The sequence below is a fragment of the Nonomuraea corallina genome, from assembly GCF_027620315.1.
In the GTDB taxonomy this organism is placed as follows: domain Bacteria; phylum Actinomycetota; class Actinomycetes; order Streptosporangiales; family Streptosporangiaceae; genus Nonomuraea; species Nonomuraea corallina.
Window position 1 is genome coordinate 87054 of record NZ_JAPNNL010000004.1, and the last position, 15678, is coordinate 102731.

At 72.7% G+C, this 15678-nt stretch carries 18 protein-coding genes; 9 read left to right on the forward strand and 9 right to left on the reverse strand.

Annotated features, from left to right (window positions below):
• Window positions 1-85 precede the first annotated feature (85 nt).
• From OUY22_RS02060 to OUY22_RS02070, 3 genes are all read right to left on the reverse strand, one after another.
• Entirely contained in the window at window positions 86-2185 is a 2100-nt protein-coding gene (locus OUY22_RS02060) for a polysaccharide lyase 8 family protein (RefSeq protein ID WP_270152965.1), read from the reverse strand.
• A gap of 142 nt (window positions 2186-2327) precedes the next feature.
• Window positions 2328-2966, reverse strand: coding sequence for a response regulator (locus OUY22_RS02065; RefSeq protein WP_270152966.1), 639 nt, complete (start codon window positions 2964-2966; stop codon window positions 2328-2330).
• Window positions 2954-4180 (reverse strand): sensor histidine kinase, encoded by a 1227-nt coding sequence (locus OUY22_RS02070; RefSeq protein WP_270152967.1) that lies wholly within the window; start codon window positions 4178-4180, stop codon window positions 2954-2956. Before OUY22_RS02070 ends, OUY22_RS02065 begins: the two co-directional genes overlap by 13 nt.
• 111 nt (window positions 4181-4291) lie before the next feature.
• On the opposite strand from OUY22_RS02070, the gene OUY22_RS02075 reads away from it, so the two are divergent.
• The 7 genes from OUY22_RS02075 to OUY22_RS02105 all read left to right on the forward strand — a co-directional run bounded on the left by OUY22_RS02075 (window position 4292) and on the right by OUY22_RS02105 (window position 9611).
• Window positions 4292-4516, forward strand: a complete 225-nt coding sequence (locus OUY22_RS02075) for a hypothetical protein (RefSeq protein ID WP_270152968.1) — start codon at window positions 4292-4294, stop codon at window positions 4514-4516.
• On the forward strand, window positions 4513-5208 hold the full coding sequence (locus tag OUY22_RS02080) for an ABC transporter ATP-binding protein (RefSeq protein WP_270152969.1): 696 nt from the start codon (window positions 4513-4515) through the stop codon (window positions 5206-5208). Before OUY22_RS02075 ends, OUY22_RS02080 begins: the two co-directional genes overlap by 4 nt.
• 10 nt (window positions 5209-5218) lie before the next feature.
• The gene (locus OUY22_RS02085; RefSeq protein ID WP_270152970.1) at window positions 5219-5965 is read left to right on the forward strand and encodes a phosphatase PAP2 family protein; all 747 of its coding nucleotides are present in this window, start codon (window positions 5219-5221) and stop codon (window positions 5963-5965) included.
• Entirely contained in the window at window positions 5955-6635 is a 681-nt protein-coding gene (locus tag OUY22_RS02090; protein WP_270152971.1) for a phosphatase PAP2 family protein, read from the forward strand. Before OUY22_RS02085 ends, OUY22_RS02090 begins: the two co-directional genes overlap by 11 nt.
• Before the next feature lie 81 nt (window positions 6636-6716).
• Window positions 6717-7541: an alpha/beta fold hydrolase gene (locus OUY22_RS02095; RefSeq protein ID WP_270152972.1), complete on the forward strand. Its 825-nt coding sequence runs from the start codon at window positions 6717-6719 to the stop codon at window positions 7539-7541.
• 27 nt (window positions 7542-7568) lie between these two features.
• On the forward strand, window positions 7569-8054 hold the full coding sequence (locus OUY22_RS02100; protein WP_270152973.1) for an MSMEG_6728 family protein: 486 nt from the start codon (window positions 7569-7571) through the stop codon (window positions 8052-8054).
• A 156-nt stretch (window positions 8055-8210) separates the two neighbouring features.
• Complete coding sequence (locus tag OUY22_RS02105) at window positions 8211-9611, forward strand: LCP family protein (protein WP_270152974.1); 1401 nt, start codon at window positions 8211-8213, stop codon at window positions 9609-9611.
• A gap of 73 nt (window positions 9612-9684) precedes the next feature.
• On the opposite strand, the gene OUY22_RS02110 is transcribed toward OUY22_RS02105, so the two are convergent.
• The 3 genes from OUY22_RS02110 to OUY22_RS02120 form a co-directional block, all read right to left on the reverse strand.
• Window positions 9685-10059: an SgcJ/EcaC family oxidoreductase gene (locus OUY22_RS02110; RefSeq protein ID WP_270152975.1), complete on the reverse strand. Its 375-nt coding sequence runs from the start codon at window positions 10057-10059 to the stop codon at window positions 9685-9687.
• 114 nt (window positions 10060-10173) lie between these two features.
• The gene (locus tag OUY22_RS02115; protein ID WP_270152976.1) at window positions 10174-10773 is read right to left on the reverse strand and encodes a PadR family transcriptional regulator; all 600 of its coding nucleotides are present in this window, start codon (window positions 10771-10773) and stop codon (window positions 10174-10176) included.
• A 57-nt stretch (window positions 10774-10830) separates the two neighbouring features.
• Window positions 10831-11637: an MBL fold metallo-hydrolase gene (locus OUY22_RS02120; protein WP_270152977.1), complete on the reverse strand. Its 807-nt coding sequence runs from the start codon at window positions 11635-11637 to the stop codon at window positions 10831-10833.
• Window positions 11638-11697: 60 nt separating this feature from the next.
• Between OUY22_RS02120 and OUY22_RS02125 the strand changes: the two genes are divergently transcribed.
• Both OUY22_RS02125 and OUY22_RS02130 read left to right on the forward strand, forming a co-directional pair.
• Window positions 11698-12129: a VOC family protein gene (locus OUY22_RS02125; RefSeq protein WP_270152978.1), complete on the forward strand. Its 432-nt coding sequence runs from the start codon at window positions 11698-11700 to the stop codon at window positions 12127-12129.
• A gap of 85 nt (window positions 12130-12214) precedes the next feature.
• Window positions 12215-13405 carry a TerC family protein gene (locus OUY22_RS02130; protein WP_270152979.1) on the forward strand — a complete coding sequence of 397 codons (1191 nt, stop codon included), beginning with the start codon at window positions 12215-12217 and terminating at the stop codon, window positions 13403-13405.
• A gap of 18 nt (window positions 13406-13423) precedes the next feature.
• Here OUY22_RS02130 and OUY22_RS02135 read toward each other — a convergent pair whose 3' ends face one another.
• From OUY22_RS02135 to OUY22_RS02145, 3 genes are all read right to left on the reverse strand, one after another.
• Window positions 13424-13606: a hypothetical protein gene (locus OUY22_RS02135; protein ID WP_270152980.1), complete on the reverse strand. Its 183-nt coding sequence runs from the start codon at window positions 13604-13606 to the stop codon at window positions 13424-13426.
• Window positions 13607-13674: 68 nt separating this feature from the next.
• Window positions 13675-14829: an MFS transporter gene (locus OUY22_RS02140; protein ID WP_270152981.1), complete on the reverse strand. Its 1155-nt coding sequence runs from the start codon at window positions 14827-14829 to the stop codon at window positions 13675-13677.
• A gap of 68 nt (window positions 14830-14897) precedes the next feature.
• A partial coding sequence (locus OUY22_RS02145; protein ID WP_408638094.1) for a TolB family protein occupies window positions 14898-15678 on the reverse strand: 781 nt, incomplete at its 5' end.

Consider the following 15678-nt stretch of genomic DNA (forward strand, 5'->3'; position numbering starts at 1 on the left):
CCGGCTCACCAGCGGACAACCTATCAACACGATCGCCCCGGATGCCTGTGCGGCTCAGGTAACTCGATCACACCCTCCCACGTCGTCACCGGACGTCGCCCGTCCGGACGGTGACCGTCGCGGAGTCCGGCACGGCCGCGAAGGTGAGCGTCAGCCGCCGCCCGGTCCCGGCCGAGAGCAGGGCCGGCGGGCGTCCCGTGACCTCCGGCACCGGACGGTCCCAGGTGACGGTCAGCCCGGTCAGGTCGCGGCGCGGGTCCGACACGGTGACCGTGGCCGAGCCGTCGCCGCGCTCGGTGACGAGCACCGCGCAGGGGCCGGACGCCGACAACGGGCCGGCCGAGCCCGGCTGCCAGAAGTTGACCGCCGTCACCCCCGCCGACGGGACGTGCACGCCCTGCTGGGAAGCCGTGTTGGCGAGCGTCCGCGCCCACCCCGGGTCGGCGGCGCGCGCCCTGGTCGCCTCCAGCGTGGCGTTCGGCAGCAGCAGGTAGGCGTAGCGGGCGGCGTCCGGGTCCAGGCCGTGATCGAGCCAGAGCGTGACGTACGGGCGTGCCGCCCCGCCGCCCGCCCGGTGCTCCCGCAGGCGGTGCAGCCCACCGCCGTCGCGCACGACGTAGCCGCCGTGGCCCGCCAGGTGCGCCCAGCCGTCCTCGTCGTGCACGGTGAGCAGCGCGGCGCTGCGCCGGTTGTCCACGATCGTCTCCACCGGCGCGCCGTCCCCACCGGAGATGCCCGCGCCCAGGCAGACCACCGCGTCGTCGAGGAAGAACCACGACTTGAACGCCTCCACCGTGGACTCCAGCCCGCGCAGATGGTGGCCGACCGTCGCGTAACGGCCGTCGGTGGCGCCGCCCACCCAGCGGAACGGCGGGCACGCGCCGCCCCACGCCTCGCCCGCGCCGTCCGGCAGCCGCCGGGTGGAGACCGTCGTGCCGGGCAGCCGGTAGGGGTCCACGGTGGCCCAGAACCCGTCGGCGTAGTGGGCGGCATGGCCCTCGCCCCACCAGTAGAGCATCCCGGAGCCGGTGTGCCAGCCGCGCAGGTTCTCGCCGTTGCCGTGCTCGTAGTGGGCGATCCGGTCGGAGGACATGCTGAGCGCCGCGCACCAGCCCGGCGCGCGGTGCACCGCGCGGGCGCTCATCGGGAACAGCCGGTGCCCCGGCGGCTGCGCGCCGCGCCCCTCCATCAGGGGCCGCCAGCGGCGGCGCTCCTCCGGCGTGGCGGTGACGGCCAGGCGCCGCACCGCGCGGGCCAGCCGGCGGGCCCTGACCTCGCCTCCCGCCGCGCTCCTGCCGATCCCCCGGCCGCTGACCAGGTCCATGACGTGACCGGCATGCACGAACGGGGCGAACGACCGCTCCACACTGTCGTAGACCACCTGCCGGTTCGGGTCGGTGACCTGCCACGGGGTGCCGCGCAGCACCGCGAAGAGCGTGGCCAGCCCTTCCAGCAGCACCAGACCGTACCCACCCTGGTAGGGCACGGTGCCGTGCTGGAGGAACGAGCCGTCCCGGTAGAAGCCATCGCCTTCCGTGACGTACCGGAAGACCGGCGTCAGCGAACGCACGGCCAGGTCCGCCCGCGCCGCGTCCCCGCCGAGCACCGCGCGCAGCAGCGTCACCAGGCACAGGTCCACCCGGTTCGCGGCGGTGCTGGTGCCGCTGTAGTCGCGTAGCCGGCCCGGCGGGACGAAGTGGTCGACGGCCTCACCCAACGCCGTCGCCGGCCGCCCCGACAGGCCGACGAGGACGGCGGCGTCCAGCAGTCTCGCCGGCGCGCCGATCTCCCAGTGCCACCAGTTGCCCACCGGCTCCGCGCCGGCCGCGTACACGTGCCGCCGGAAGTGGTCGACGCCGGACGCCACGCCGGCGCGCAGCCCCGCGTCGCCGCTCACGACGTACGCCCGCGCCATCGCGAGCAGCCGCCCGGGGGTCTCGCTCAAGGACGGGTACGGCAGATCCGGCCAGAGGTGACCATCGGTGGGCGCCATCGCAGCCAGGTGCCGCCGGGCCGCGCGCACCGGGTGCGCCGGATCGACCGTGACCTCCCGCCACCGCCGCCGCACCGCCGCGAACGCGCCCGGATCGTACGGTCTCCGCGCGACCGGCCCGGCCCCGGCCTCGGGAACGGCCGCGGCCACCACTCCCAGCCGCAGCACCGCCCGCCTCGACCACCCCGCCACGAACGGATTATCACACCCCGCCGCCCCGCCTCCCGGACCGCGAGAGGTTGCCGTGAGGTTGTCGCGAGGTTGTCGCGAGGTTGCCGCGAGGTTGCCGTGAGGTTGTTTCGGGGTTGTCGCGAGGTTGCCGGGGCGGGGTGGGTCAGGCGTCCAGGTAGTGGAGGACGGCGGCGACGCGGCGGTCGACGCGGTCGGCCGGGGACAGGTCGAGCTTGGCGAAGATGCTGCGGATGTGCTTGTGCACGGCGCCTTCGGTGACCACCAGCCGTTCGGCGATGGCGGCGTTGCCCAGGCCCTCGGCCATGGCCGCCAGCACCTCCAGCTCCCTGCTGGTGAGCCGGTCCAGCGGCCCGTCGCGGCGGGTGAAGAGCTGGCCCACCACCTCCGGGTCGATGGCGGTGCCGCCCGCCGCGACCCGCTCCAGCGCGCTCATGAACTCGCCGACCCTGCCCACCCGCTCCTTCAGCAGGTAGCCGATCCCGTTCGCGCCGCCGGCCAGCAGCTCGGTGGCGAACGCCTGCTCCACGTACGCCGACAGCACCAGCACCGCCAGCTTCGGATGCAGCCGCCTGGCCTCGACCGCCGCTCTGATGCCCTCGTCCGTGTGGGTGGGCGGCATGCGGACGTCCACCACGGCGACGTCCGGCTGATGCTCCGCCACCGCCTTCATGAACGCGTCCGGGTCCGGCACGGCCGCCGCCACCTCAAACCCCTCACCGCTCAGCAGCAGCGCCAGCCCCTCGCGCAACAGGGCGTCGTCCTCCGCGATCACGACACGCACGCCAACTCCACTTCGATTCTGGTCGGCCCGCCGTCCGGGCTGGTCAGGGTGAGGACGCCGTCGTGGGCCGCGACGCGGCGGCGGATGCCCGTCAGGCCGGACCCGTCCCGCTCGGCCGCGCCGCCGCGCCCGTCGTCCTCTATCTCGACGCGCAGCGTCCTGCCGCGCCGGCGCAGCGCCACCCGGGCGTGGGCGGCGCCGCTGTGCTTGGCGACGTTGGTGAGCGCCTCGGCGACGGTGAAGTACGCGGTGGTCTCCACCGACAGCGGCAGCACCCCCAGCTCCCCCACCGACACCTTGCACGGCACCGGGCAGTCGGAGGCCAGCGCGGTGAGCGCGCCCGCCAGGCCCCGGTCCTGGAGGATCGGCGGCAGGATGCCCCGCACGACCCCGCGCAGTTCGCTGAGCGCGGTCTCGGCGGCGTCCTGGGCCCGGTCCAGCGCCGGGCCGGCCGTCGCGGGGTCGCGGTCCAGCGCCCGTCTCGCGGCGGCGACCAGCACGACCACGGCGACCAACCGGTTCTGCGCGCCGTCGTGCAGCGAGCGCTCGATGCGGCGCAGCTCGGCGGCGTGCGCCTGGAGAGCGCCCGCGCGGGTGGCGGTGAGCTCGGCGATGCGGTGCGACAGGTCGACCGACGGGTGGGGCGCCAGCAGGCGCCGTCCGGGGAGCGCCTGGAGGGTGGCCATGCCGGGGCCGATGGTGAGGGCGAGCAGGGGCCAGGCGAGGCCGATCAGGGCCGTGCCGGCGACGCCGGTCCAGGAGTCGATCGGCAGGTACAGGGTGCTGGTGGTCTCGGTCTCCGGCAGCATCCCGTACCACAGGGGGAACGTGAGGTCCCGCACCGCCATGATCGGGAAGGCGATGCCGAGCAGCCCCAGCCCGAGGCCGGACGTGGCGTGCAGGCCCAGCCAGCGCAGGTCGCGCCAGGTGGCCGGGTCGCGCCGGGCGGCGCGCAGCGCCTCCTGCCAGCTCAGGTGCTCGATGGCGGTCTGGTACGGGGACAGCACCGGCTCGCCCCACCGGCTCAGCCTGCTCCGTTCCATGTCCGCCACCGCTCTGGTCATCGACAGGACGGCCGGCAGCAGGGGCAGGCCGACCCAGAACAGCGCGGCCGTACCCGCGATCAGCCAGCAGGCCATGATGGCGAGGGCGAGGACGGCGGTGCCGAGACCGCCCGCGAGACGGTCGAGCGCCTCGACGGCGTTTCTCATCATCACCGGCCAATCTACGGATTGCCGGGGCGAACGTCATTCCAGCCTGCTGTACCGACGAGACGGCAGTGAGTGGGATTTTTCTTGATCTGCGCACTTCTTAACGTTTGCGGCATGACTGATCCGTACACCATCACGACCGACCGTCCTTCCGACTCCGAGAAGACCAGCACCCCGCGGATGGCCCTGTGGACGGTGTTCATCATCTGCCTCGCGGCCAATCTCGCCGCCAACACCATCGGCGGGTGGGGCGTGCTCGTCGGCGTCGTCACCGGCCTCGTCGCGCTGGCGTGCGGCGCCGGGCTCATCGTCGACCACCGCAACCGTCGCCGCTTGTGACCGGTGCCGTGACGCTGGAGCACGTCACCAAGATCCACGGCGGGACGGTCGCGCTCGACGACGTGTCGGCGACCGTCCCCGCCGGGCGCTTCACCGCCGTGCTGGGCCCGGCCGGCTCCGGCAAGAGCACCCTGCTGCACTGCGCGTCCGGCCTGGACCTGCCCACCTCCGGCGACGTCACCGTCGCCGGCGTGCACGTCACCGCGCTCGGCGAGAGCGAGCGCGACCAGTGGCGGCGCGCCCACGTCGGCCTGGTCTTCCCGTCCCACAACCTGCTGCCGTCCCTGACCATCGAACAGAACCTCACCCTGCCGCTCCGCCTGGCCCTGGTCCGGCCCGACCGGAGCTGGCTGCGGGAGCTGGCCGGCCGGGCGGGACTGGCCGACCGGCTCCACGACCGCCCCGCTGAGCTGCCCGAGGACGGGCAGCGGCTGGCCGCCGTCGTCCGGGCGTTCGCGGCCCGTCCGGCGGTCGTGTTCGCCGACGAGCCCGCGGGACCGTCCGGCCGCGTCCTCGACCTGCTCAGGGAGCTGGTCGAGGACCTCGGGCAGACGGTGGTGATGACGACGCGCGACCGCGCCGCCGCCGCGCGGGCGCACGACGTCCTGCTGATGGAGCGCGGCCGGGTCGTCGATCCGCTGTCCGCGCCGGGCGCCGGAATTCCGGCGCATGAGCGTCACCGCTGGGGGTAGCCACCGGCCCATGCGGCTGCGACGGTGGATGGCGGAGCGACTCCAACGCGAGCGCGGACTGCCCGCCAGACTGACGATCGCGTCGATCACGGTGGTGGTCGTCACGATCCCGTTCATGCTGCTGCTCGTGGTGGCCAAGCTGCCGCTCAATCAGTTGGACTCGCGGGTGGCGCACGACCTGCACGCCTACGCGCTGGCCAACCCCGCCGTGACGGACCTGCTCATCGTGTGGACGGACGTGTTCGGGCCCTGGCCGTGGCGGATCGTCGTGTTCGTGCTGGCGGTCTGGCTGTGGCGCAGCCGGCGCGAGGGCGCGGCGCTGTGGGCGGTGACCACGATCGTCGTGGGCGGGGCGCTCGGCTGGGCGTTGAAGATCATCGTCGATCGGACGCGGCCCAGCCTGCCCGACCCGGTGGCGCTCGCCCCTGGGCAGTCGTTCCCGTCGGGCCACGCGCTGAACGTGACGCTCGGCGCCGGGATCGTGCTGCTGCTCGTCCTGGCTCACCTGCCCGTCTGGGGACGGATCGCCGCGTGGGCGGTGGCCGTCTTCCTTGTCGGGAGCGTCTCGTACACGCGGGTGGCGCTGGGCGTGCACTGGGTGAGCGACGTGCTGGGCGGGGTGATGCTCGGCGTGGCCGTGCTCGCGGCGACGGTGGCCGCGTTCGAGAGCTGGCGGCGGCAGCAGGGGCGGGCGCGCTCCGCGCCGCCCTTGGATGGAGTCGAACCGGAGGCGGTGAGAGCGGGACGTGACCGCTAATGATTTCCGATACTACGCGTTATCGCTGGTCCTGCCGCTGCTGGTGATGGCCGGCGTGACCTTCGGGGCGGGCGAGCTGGTGCTGTCCATTCCCACGGGCGAAGGAGCCGTCAACAAGAGCCTGGCAGCGGAGCGCACCGACTGGTGGAACACGGCCACGGACTTCGGCAGCAGCCTGTCCGACACCCCGTACATCGTGACGTTCACCGCGATCGCGGTGATCGTCTTCCGGCTGGCGTTCCGGCGCTGGCGGGAGTCCGCGTTCCTGATCGCGGCCGTGTGGAGCCAGTCGCTGATCTTCCTGGCGACGACTGTGCTCATCGAGCGGAACCGGCCGGACGTGAAGCACCTCGATCCGGCGCCGCCCACGTCCAGCTTCCCGTCGGGGCACACGAGCGCCGCCGTGGCGTTCTACTGCGGGATGGCGCTGGTCCTGAGCACCCGCGTGCGACATCCGGCGCTGCGGGCGCTGCTGTGGGTGGTGGCCGTGGCGGCCTCGCTGACGGTCGCGGCCTCACGGCTGTACCGGGGCATGCACTTCGTCACCGACGTCATGTGGGGGCTGCTGCTGGGCACCGTGTGCGTGCTGGTGGCGGCGCGGGCGATCCTCTACCGGCCCGCGACGTCGCGCGAGCCCGCCCCCCGGCGCAAGACCGCCACCGTGACGTAGCCACGAGGCGCCGCGGACATCTCCTTACGCCATAAGCTATTCTCTTCTTCCCGAGAACTCTTTACGGCGTATGGAGATGTCATGCCCGAGGCCGGACTGCACGACGGCAGCACGATCGAGATCCAGGTCCACGGCACGGGCCCCACCGTGCTGCTGCCCGTCGACCCCGTCCCCGCCGAGGGGGAGCGGGCCGAGGCGATGCGCGCCTGGGGCGCCGACCCCGCCCTGGGCCGCTCCCTCATGGAAGGGCTCGGCGACCGGTTCCGGGTGGCCGCGTTCGACTACGAGGGCCACGTGCTCGCGCACCCCAAGCCCGCGACGCTGACCCCGGACAACGTGGCCGCCGACCTGCTGGCCGTCGCCGACGCGGTGGGCGCCGCCAGGTTCGCCTACTACGGCTACTCGTGGCTGGCGCTGAGCGGGCTGCAGCTCGCCCTGCGCACCGACCGGCTCGACGCCCTCGTCATGGGCGGCTTCCCGCCCGTCGGCGGCCCGTACCGGGAAATGCTGGCCGTGACCATGGCCACCCTCGGCCTGGCCGGCACGGCGACCAGCAAGGAGGCCACCCCCGGCGACTGGTCGACCGTGGAGGTCGACCTGTCCGACGCCCAGGCCAGGCAGTTCGTCACCCTGTACGAGGCGCTCCAGGACTTCGACGACCTGGCCGCGCAGCGGCGGATCACCTGCCCGCGGCTGTGCTTCGCCGGATCGGCCGACCTGATCGAGTACGACGAGCGCTGGGGCGGCGCCCGCGTCGACATCGCCGGCCCGATCGTCCGCCGCCGGGCCGAGCTGGAGGCGCTCGGCTGGACCGTGGCGGTGCTCGACGGGCTCGACCACGCCCAGGCCATGCAGCCGGCCAACGCGCTGCCCGTGCTCCGCCCCTGGCTCACCGCGCGCGTGTAACCCCTGGCCAGGGGCAGGGGACGGGGTATGCAGACCTTCCTGCCCTACCCGGACTTCGCCCGCACCGCGGCGGTCCTGGACCCGCTCCGGCTGGGCAAGCAGCGGGTGGAGGCCCTGCAGATACTGCGGGCGCTGACGGTGCCCGGCTACGGCTGGCGGCACCACCCGGCGGTGAAGATGTGGGCCGGGTTCGAGGAGGCGCTGGTGCGCTACGGCCTGGAGATCTGCCGTCAGTGGTGCTCGATGGGCCGGGCCGACACCTGCGCCGGCACCTTGACGCAGGAGCTGGCCGAGCACCGCGGCAGCCCCGTGGCCAGGACCCAGCGGGAGCTGGCCGAGGCGGACGAACTGCCGCCCTGGCTCGGCGACGAGGCCCTGCACCGCAGCCACCGCTCCGCGCTGCTGCGCAAGGACCCCGCGTTCTACCGGCCGATCTTCGGAGCGGAGCCGGACGACCTGGCGTACGTGTGGCCGCCCTCGGGCCGCCCGCCCGCCCGCATGCCCGACAGCTGAGCGACCCGGCTCGACCCACACGGCGCCGTCACGCTCCGTATACCGATAGTCGACGGATACGGACCCTCAGGCCGGTCCCTTTCAGTACTATCGACCGGCAGGACCCACCACGCGCCCAGGGCTGTCGCCCGCGGCCCCGTCTCCCAGGGGAGTCTCGTGACCAGCGGGCTCGTCGACACGCCCCCGAAACCCAGCGCCCCGCCCCGGGGCCGCCGCTGGCTGCGGCGCCTGGCCGTCGGGGCGGGGACGGCCGTGCTGCTGGTGACGGCGGCCGGGGTGGGCGTCGTGCTCAGGCTCACCGGCAACGTCCGCCACATCGACGTGTCCGGCGAGCTGGGCGTCACCCGCCCGCCCAAGGTCGCGGCCGCCGCCATGAACGTGCTGATCGTCGGCTCCGACCAGCGCGACGGCAAGAACGCCCGCTACGGTCACCGCATCTCCGGCGAGCGCACCGACACCATCATGCTGGCCCACCTGTCGTCCCGGCGTGACGGCGCCGTCGTGATCAGCTTCCCGCGCGACTCCGTGGTCCGCCTCCCCGCCTGCCGCCCCCGGGAGGGCCACCCCGGCCAGCAGCAGCACATCGGGATGATCAACGAATCGTTCAACAACGGCGGCATCGCCTGCGTCTGGAAGACCGTCGAGTCGCTCACCGGCATCCGCGTCGACCACTTCGTCAAGGTCGACTTCGCCGGGTTCAAGAACATGGTCGACGCCATCGGCGGCGTCGAGGTGTGCCTGCCGCGGCGGATCGACGACAGCAAGGCCATGCTCCACCTGCCCGCCGGCCGCCGTACGCTCGACGGCGAGCAGGCGCTCGGCTACGTCCGCGCCCGCTACTCACTCGGCGACGGCTCCGACATCGGGCGGATCCAGCGGCAGCAGATGTTCATCGCCTCCATGCTGAAGAAGGTGATGAGCGGCGACACGCTCAGCGACCCGGCCCGGCTGATCGGGTTCCTCGACGCCGGCACGCGGGCCGTCACCACCGACCCCGACTTCACCATCGGCGCGATGAAGGACCTGGCCGAGAGCCTGCGGGGCCTCGACGCCGGGCGGATCCGCTTCATCACCACCCCGTGGCGCTACTCGCTGACCCAGCCGGGCCGCGTCGAGTGGGAGCAGCCCGCGGCCGACCGGCTCTTCCGCCTCGTCGCCAGGGACGGCCGGCTGCACGACGTGCGCGACGGCCGGACCCGGGTGCCCCCTTCGAAGGTGGCGCTGGAGCTGCGCAACGGCACCTTCCGCCCCGGCCTCGGCACCGAGGTCGCGGCGGCGCTGGAGCAGCGCGGCTACCACGTCGCCCGGGTCGGCGACACCCGGCGCAAGCCGTACCGCAGATCAATGATCCTGTACGGCCCGGACGGCGAGACGCGGGTGCCGACGCTCGCCCGCGACGTGCGTGAGGCCGCGCCGCGGGCGATGCCGCGTGCCCGCACCGCCCGGCTGGTGCTGGTCGTGGGCGACGACTGGCGCGGGCTCAAGCCACCGGACCCCGCCGACGACGAGGCGCTGAAGGGCATCGACGCCACCCACGACACCTGTGCCGCCACCTGACCGCCGCCGCCCGGACGCGTACCCAGTCGGCGGCGGTCAGTGCGCTGCGGTCAAGGCCCCGGTGACGCCCGCCTTACGGCCGGCCGGCCCGCGTGTTCTGGAAGGAGGCGAACCGCCAGCCTTCCGGGGTCCGCACGGCGGTGTAGCCGAGGACGGAGTCGCGGTCGGGGTCGGGCTCGCCGTCGACGGTGGATCCTCCGGTGGCGATGACCAGCGCGACCCCGTCGCCGAGCATCCTGATGGCGGGCTCGTCCCGGCGCTCCAGCTTGATCGGCATGGTGAACAGCTGACGGTGGCCGTCCTCGATGGCCTGCCGGCCCTTCATGGTGAAGCCGAAGTAGGTGATGTAGTCGGCGTCCTCGGTGAACAGCGCCGCGTAGGCGGCGGCGTCACCGGCGTTCCAGGTCTCGAAGACGCGGTCGAGCAACTGGCGGATCTCTGCGGACATGGCGCACTCCCGTGGTCGGCGGCGCCTATCCTGGGTAACCGCGAAGTCTGGACAGGGCAGGCGCCGTGTTCGGATGGACGGCCGCCGGGGTGTTGGCGCACTCCGGCGGCTTTTTCACTCGTCGAGCTGCTGCTCCATCAGCGACTGTTCGACCGTGCCCGGCCAGTCGAGCTCGCCCCGCTCGATGCGGCCGATGACGGTGCGCACCCAGTCGAGCTCGGCGGCGTAGAGCGCGCGGTCGCACTCCAGCTCCAGCATGAGCATCTCCGGCAGCCCGTTCTCGGCCAGGGTGGCCAGGTGCGCGTCGATGCCGCCGATCAAGCCCAGGAGCGCGGCCGTACGGGTGCGCAGCGCCTTGAGCGCGGCGTCCGGGGGCAGCGCCCCGATCATCGAGACGGCGGCGACGAGAGTGCGCCGGTCGGGCTCGGGCTGCTCCAGCAGCCTGCGCATCCGGACGGCCAGCTCCTGTCTGCCCTCGTCGGTGATCTCGTAGACCGTCCGCTCCGGCCTGCGGCCCTCGCGCTCGGTCTCCGCCGGGATGATCAGCTCGTCCCTGGCCAGCCTGTCGACCGCGTGGTAGAGGCTCCTCGGCAGGCCGGTCACGTAGTCCTTGTGCGTGTCGATGATGAAGCGGTGCAGCTCGTAGGGGTGGCTGGGGCGGACGGAGAGCAGGGCGAGGACGGTGAGCCCCACCAGGTCGTGCCGTCGCGCCATCCCGCCTCCCTTGTAGTGCAATCTGCACTATAGCAAGCCGCCCCTCGCCAGGGAAGCTCAGGGAAGCTCGCCGTCGAGTTGCGCGAACGCCCGGCCGATCGCCGTACGGACGACGTCCTCGCCGTACGGGAACTTGTGGATCAGGTCCCGCAGCCCCTCCACATGGGCGCGGCGGGCCAGCTCGGCCACCACCGACAGCTCCTCGTGCTGCCCGATCACGAAGTCACGCCCCACCACCGCGCCGTGACCCGGGACGTACACCCGCTCGCGCATGTCGTGCAGCATCCGGGCCGTGGTGTCGGGCCAGTCGAGCGGGTACGCGTCGCCGAAGGCCGGCGGCGCACCCTCCTCCACCAGGTCGCCCGCGAAGACCACGCCCGCGTCGGGCACGTGCGCCACCACGTCGTTGGAGGTGTGGCCGCGCCCGAAGTGGCGCAGATGCACGACCCGGCCGCCGATGTCGAGCGTGGCGGCCGAGCTGAAGACGTGGTCGGGAGGCACGATCTCCACCTCCTCCACCTCCGCCCGCCGCTCCTCGCCGAGCGCCGCCACCACGCCGGCCAGGTGGTCGGCCCCACGCAGCTCGATCTCCTCGGCGCACCGGACGTGACCCCAGATCTCCGCCGGGAGGAACAGCGCGTTGCCGAAGTAGTGGTCGAAGTGCGCGTGCGTGTTGACGACCGTCCACGGGTTGCCGGTGATCCGCCGGACGGCGCCGATCAGGTCGGCGGCCTCGCGGTGCGACATGCGGGTGTCGAGGATCAGGCAGTGGTCGTCGCCGACCACCAGGCCCACGTTCATGTCGAACGACTCGTGGCGACGGACGTAGATCCGGTCCCCGATTTCCTGCCATGGCTCGTTCATCGCGCGATCCCGGAGCGTCGTAGCCAAGTCATGATGAACCGACCTTATTAGGATCAGCCCATGGCGTACGACATCCAGGTGGTCATCGACTCACAGGATCCGCACAACCTGGCCGACTGGTGGGCCGACGCCCTGGGCTGGGAGGTCGAACGGCAGGACGAGGCGTTCATCCGCAGCCTCATCGAGCGGGGCGACGCCGGCGAGGACGACACCGCCTTCCACCGCGGCGCCCTGGTGTGGAAGGACGGCGCGGCGATCCGCCACCCGGGCGGCCTGCGGCGCGCCCCGCGCGTGCTCTTCCAGCTCGTGCCCGAGCCGAAGACGACCAAGAACCGGGTGCACCTCGACGTCAGGGCCGGGGCCGAGAGCATCGACGCCGAGGTGGAGCGACTGGTGGGCAAGGGCGCGAAGGTGCTGCACGAGGGACGGCTGGGGCCCACCCGCTGGGTGACGATCGCCGATCCCGAGGGCAACGAGCTCTGCATCGCCTGATCCGGACGATCACTCCGGGAGTGCGTGAGCCCTGCGGCGCGGGGTAACAGGGTCACTGTCCCGAGACCTGGAGGAGAGGACGCGCGTGGACGTTCCGGCGCTGGTGTGGTGGTTGACGATCATCGGGATCGCCGGCCTGCTGCTCTTCGACTTCTTCTTCCATGTACGCAAGCCGCACATCCCCACGCTCAAGGAGGCCGCGGTCTGGTCGGCCCTGTACGTGGGGATCGCCGTGCTGTTCGGCCTGGGCGTGTGGGTCTTCGGCGGCCACACCATGGGCGCCGAGTACTTCGCCGGTTACGTCACCGAGAAGGCGCTCTCGGTCGACAACCTCTTCGTCTTCCTGGTGATCATCGCCAGCTTCCGGGTGCCCCGGGCCGACCAGCAGAAGGTGCTGCTCATCGGGATCACGTTCGCGCTGGTGGCCAGGAGCGGGTTCATCCTCCTGGGCGCGACGCTGATCAACATGTTCGCCTGGGTCTTCTACGTCTTCGGGCTGATCCTGCTCTTCACCGCCGGACACCTCATGAGGCAGGAGAGCGAGAAGAGCCACCAGGGCGACAACTTCGTGGTCCGGCTGACCCGGCGCTTCCTGCCCACCTCCGAGCACTACGACGGCGACAGGCTCACCACGGTCGTCGACGGCAAGCGCGTCCTCACCCCGATGCTGCTGGTCATGGTCGCCATCGCCGGCACCGACCTGCTCTTCGCGCTCGACTCCATCCCGGCCATCTTCGGCCTCACCCAGCACGTCTACCTGGTCTTCACGGCCACCGCGTTCTCCCTGCTGGGTTTGCGGCAGCTCTACTTCCTCATCGACGGCCTGCTCGACCGGCTCATCTACCTCTCGTACGGGCTGGCCGTGATCCTCGGCTTCATCGGCGTGAAGCTGATCCTGCACGCCCTGCACGAGAACAACGTGCCGTTCATCAACGACGGCGAGCCCGTCCCCGTGGTCGAGGTCTCCACCGGGCTCTCCCTGATCGTGATCGTCACCGCGCTGCTGGTCACCGTCATCGCCTCCCTGGCCAGCACCAAGGGCCGGGCGCAGAACCTCTCCTCCGCCGCCCGCCGCTACGCCACCAGGCTCCTGGACGAGGAGTGCGAGCCGGAGGAGTGCGCGTACTTCTACCGTAAGCTCCAGGCCGAGGAGGAGGAGCTGCGCAGGCTGCCCGAGAAGTACCGGGCGAAGATCCGCGAGGACGAGCAGCTGATGGACATGCTGCGCCGGGTCCACGAGCTGCACGGCCCGGAGGCGGCCCGCCGGCCGGGCTGACCGGCGGGCGCCCCGCGATCAGGTCTCGGTCTGCTTCTCGTAGCCCTCGTCCTGCCCGTACACCTCCTCCTGTCCCTCCTCTTCCGGCAGGGACGCCGGGTCGGTCGGCGACGGGGCGAACTCCTCGCCGATGTCCTCGTCGAGGTGTTCCTCCGGGTGTTCGCGCCGGTCGGCCAGCGGGCGCTCGTCGGGCTCTGACATGGCTCCTCCTGCGATCTCGGTACGAGCCTCCTGCCCGGACGGCCTCCGCCGACTCCCCGTGGGGGCCGTCAGCGCATCCGGACGGCGAGCAGACGCCAGATCGCGAGCTGGAGCAGGGCCAGCGCCATCGAGAAGGGGATGAGGGTCCACACGCCGGCGCTCCCGGCGACGGCTCCCGCCAGCCACGGAAGCAGTCCGCCGCCGAAGACCGACATGCCGTTCATGACGCCGATGGCGGTGGGCACCAGCCTGGCCTCGGTGAGGCGCGGCACCACCGCCATGGCGGTCGGGAACACCGGCCCGAGGAAGAACCCGAGCAGCGCGAGCCCCGCGCCCGCCACCGCGCCGCCCGGCGCCGCCCAGATCAGCGCCACCGACGCCACGACCCCGGCGAGGCACGCGTACGCCATCGCGGTCGTGCTCCACCCGAGCCGCGCGGCGACCGGGCTGATCAGGAACCGCCCGGCGGTCAGCCCCAGCCAGTAGCCGCTCATCATGGCCCCGGCTGCCGTGGCGGCCTGGGCGTGCTCGTCCACGAGGAACGTGAAGCCCCAGTTGCCGACCGCCGTCTCCAGTCCCACGTACACGACGAGGAAGAGGCAGGCCAGCACCACGGAGAGCGAGCGCAGCGCCGTGCCCAGCAGCCCGCCGCGCGCCGGCCCGTCCGCCGCCGCGCGCACCTCGCGGGGGTACGCGAACCGCGTCCCCGCCGCGAGCGGCACGAACGCCGCCGCCAGCACCAGCCAGACCTCGTTCCACGGCGCGAACGTCAGCATCCACGTCGCCAGCAGCGGCCCGAGCAGCGCCCCCACGCCGAAGTACGCGTGCAGCCGGTTGAGCAGCGCGGTCGCCGACGGCAGCCCGGCCAGGTAGGTGTTGAGCACCGCCTCCAGCAGCCCCATCCCGTACCCGGCCAGCACCTGCACCGCCACGAACCCCGCGAACGACGGCCGCAGTCCCATGATCAGCGCCGACAGCACGTACGCGCCCCCGCCCGCCAGCAACGCGGACCGCGTCCCCCACCGCCGCACCATCGCCCCGGAGCCGGACCCGGCCAGCAGGTAACCGGCGGAGAAGGTGAAGAAGATGACGCCGATCGTGGCCATGTCGACGCCGTAGTCGGCGATCTGCGCGGGCAGCAGCACCCCGGAGACCCCGCCGGTGACCCCGACCAGGATGAAGATCGCGTACGAGAGAAGGACCGAACCGCGCTGACCGGACACGCGACCCCCTGGGGTGAGGCGCGGCGACGTGTCCGATGGTAGCGAGAAGGATCATTCCCCGGCAGGGGTCAGAGCACCTGGAGCAGCGATCGTCGCCTGGCGGACGCCGGTTCGGTCAGCCACTGGCTGACGCGGCCCTTCGCGTCGAGGACGGCCCAGCGGTTGGCGGTCCTGCCGTGCAGCCGCGCCACCAGCCGGCCGTCGGCGAGGTAGAAGGCGCCGATCACGCGGGCGCCCCGCACCGGGATCGGCACCCGCCGGCCGGTGACGGTGTCGACCACCGTCGGCGTGAACCACACCGGCCACGAGCCGTCGCCGCCCGGGTCATCGGGGCGCAGCGCGTGGACCACGACGTAACGGCCGCCCGGCGACAGGCTCTGCACGTGGTTGGCCAGTCCGACGCCCTTGACCTTGACCGACTTCCCCGTTGTGAGATCGAGGCGGTGGACGCCCCGGGTCGTGCCGGCGTATCCGGCGAGGTAGCGGCCGTCGGGCGACCACGTCAGGTGGCACGGGCCGCCCGTCCTGCCCACCACGCGGTCGCCGCGCCCGTCCGCGCCGACCACCCGCACCCGCGAGCCGTCGACGTAGGCGACGCGCCGCGAGTCGGGCGACCACGCGGGGGTCAGACACGGCACGTCGCCCGGCACGCCCCGGGCCACGGTCCGCACCTTGCCGTCCGCGCGCACCCGCAGCGCGGAGCCGCTGACGTAGGCGACCTTCCGCCCGTCGGGGGAGACCGCGAACTGCACGCTGTCCTTCAGCCGGGCCAGGGCCTTCCACCCGGAGGGCGGGTGGTGGCGGTCGATCCGGTAGGCGCCGTCGTAGTGGACGTAGACCGCGGCCCCC

What these genes read in the sequence shown, in the direction of transcription:
- OUY22_RS02070 (WP_270152967.1), bottom strand. Translation starts at nt 4,180, where the DNA reads ATGATGAGAAACGCCGTCGAGGCGCTCGACCGTCTCGCGGGCGGTCTC.
- OUY22_RS02075 (WP_270152968.1), top strand. Translation starts at nt 4,292, where the DNA reads ATGACTGATCCGTACACCATCACGACCGACCGTCCTTCCGACTCCGAG.
- OUY22_RS02085 (WP_270152970.1), top strand. Translation starts at nt 5,219, where the DNA reads ATGCGGCTGCGACGGTGGATGGCGGAGCGACTCCAACGCGAGCGCGGA.
- OUY22_RS02095 (WP_270152972.1), top strand. Translation starts at nt 6,717, where the DNA reads ATGCCCGAGGCCGGACTGCACGACGGCAGCACGATCGAGATCCAGGTC.
- OUY22_RS02100 (WP_270152973.1), top strand. Translation starts at nt 7,569, where the DNA reads ATGCAGACCTTCCTGCCCTACCCGGACTTCGCCCGCACCGCGGCGGTC.
- OUY22_RS02110 (WP_270152975.1), bottom strand. Translation starts at nt 10,059, where the DNA reads ATGTCCGCAGAGATCCGCCAGTTGCTCGACCGCGTCTTCGAGACCTGG.
- OUY22_RS02115 (WP_270152976.1), bottom strand. Translation starts at nt 10,773, where the DNA reads ATGGCGCGACGGCACGACCTGGTGGGGCTCACCGTCCTCGCCCTGCTC.
- OUY22_RS02120 (WP_270152977.1), bottom strand. Translation starts at nt 11,637, where the DNA reads ATGAACGAGCCATGGCAGGAAATCGGGGACCGGATCTACGTCCGTCGC.
- OUY22_RS02125 (WP_270152978.1), top strand. Translation starts at nt 11,698, where the DNA reads ATGGCGTACGACATCCAGGTGGTCATCGACTCACAGGATCCGCACAAC.
- OUY22_RS02135 (WP_270152980.1), bottom strand. Translation starts at nt 13,606, where the DNA reads ATGTCAGAGCCCGACGAGCGCCCGCTGGCCGACCGGCGCGAACACCCG.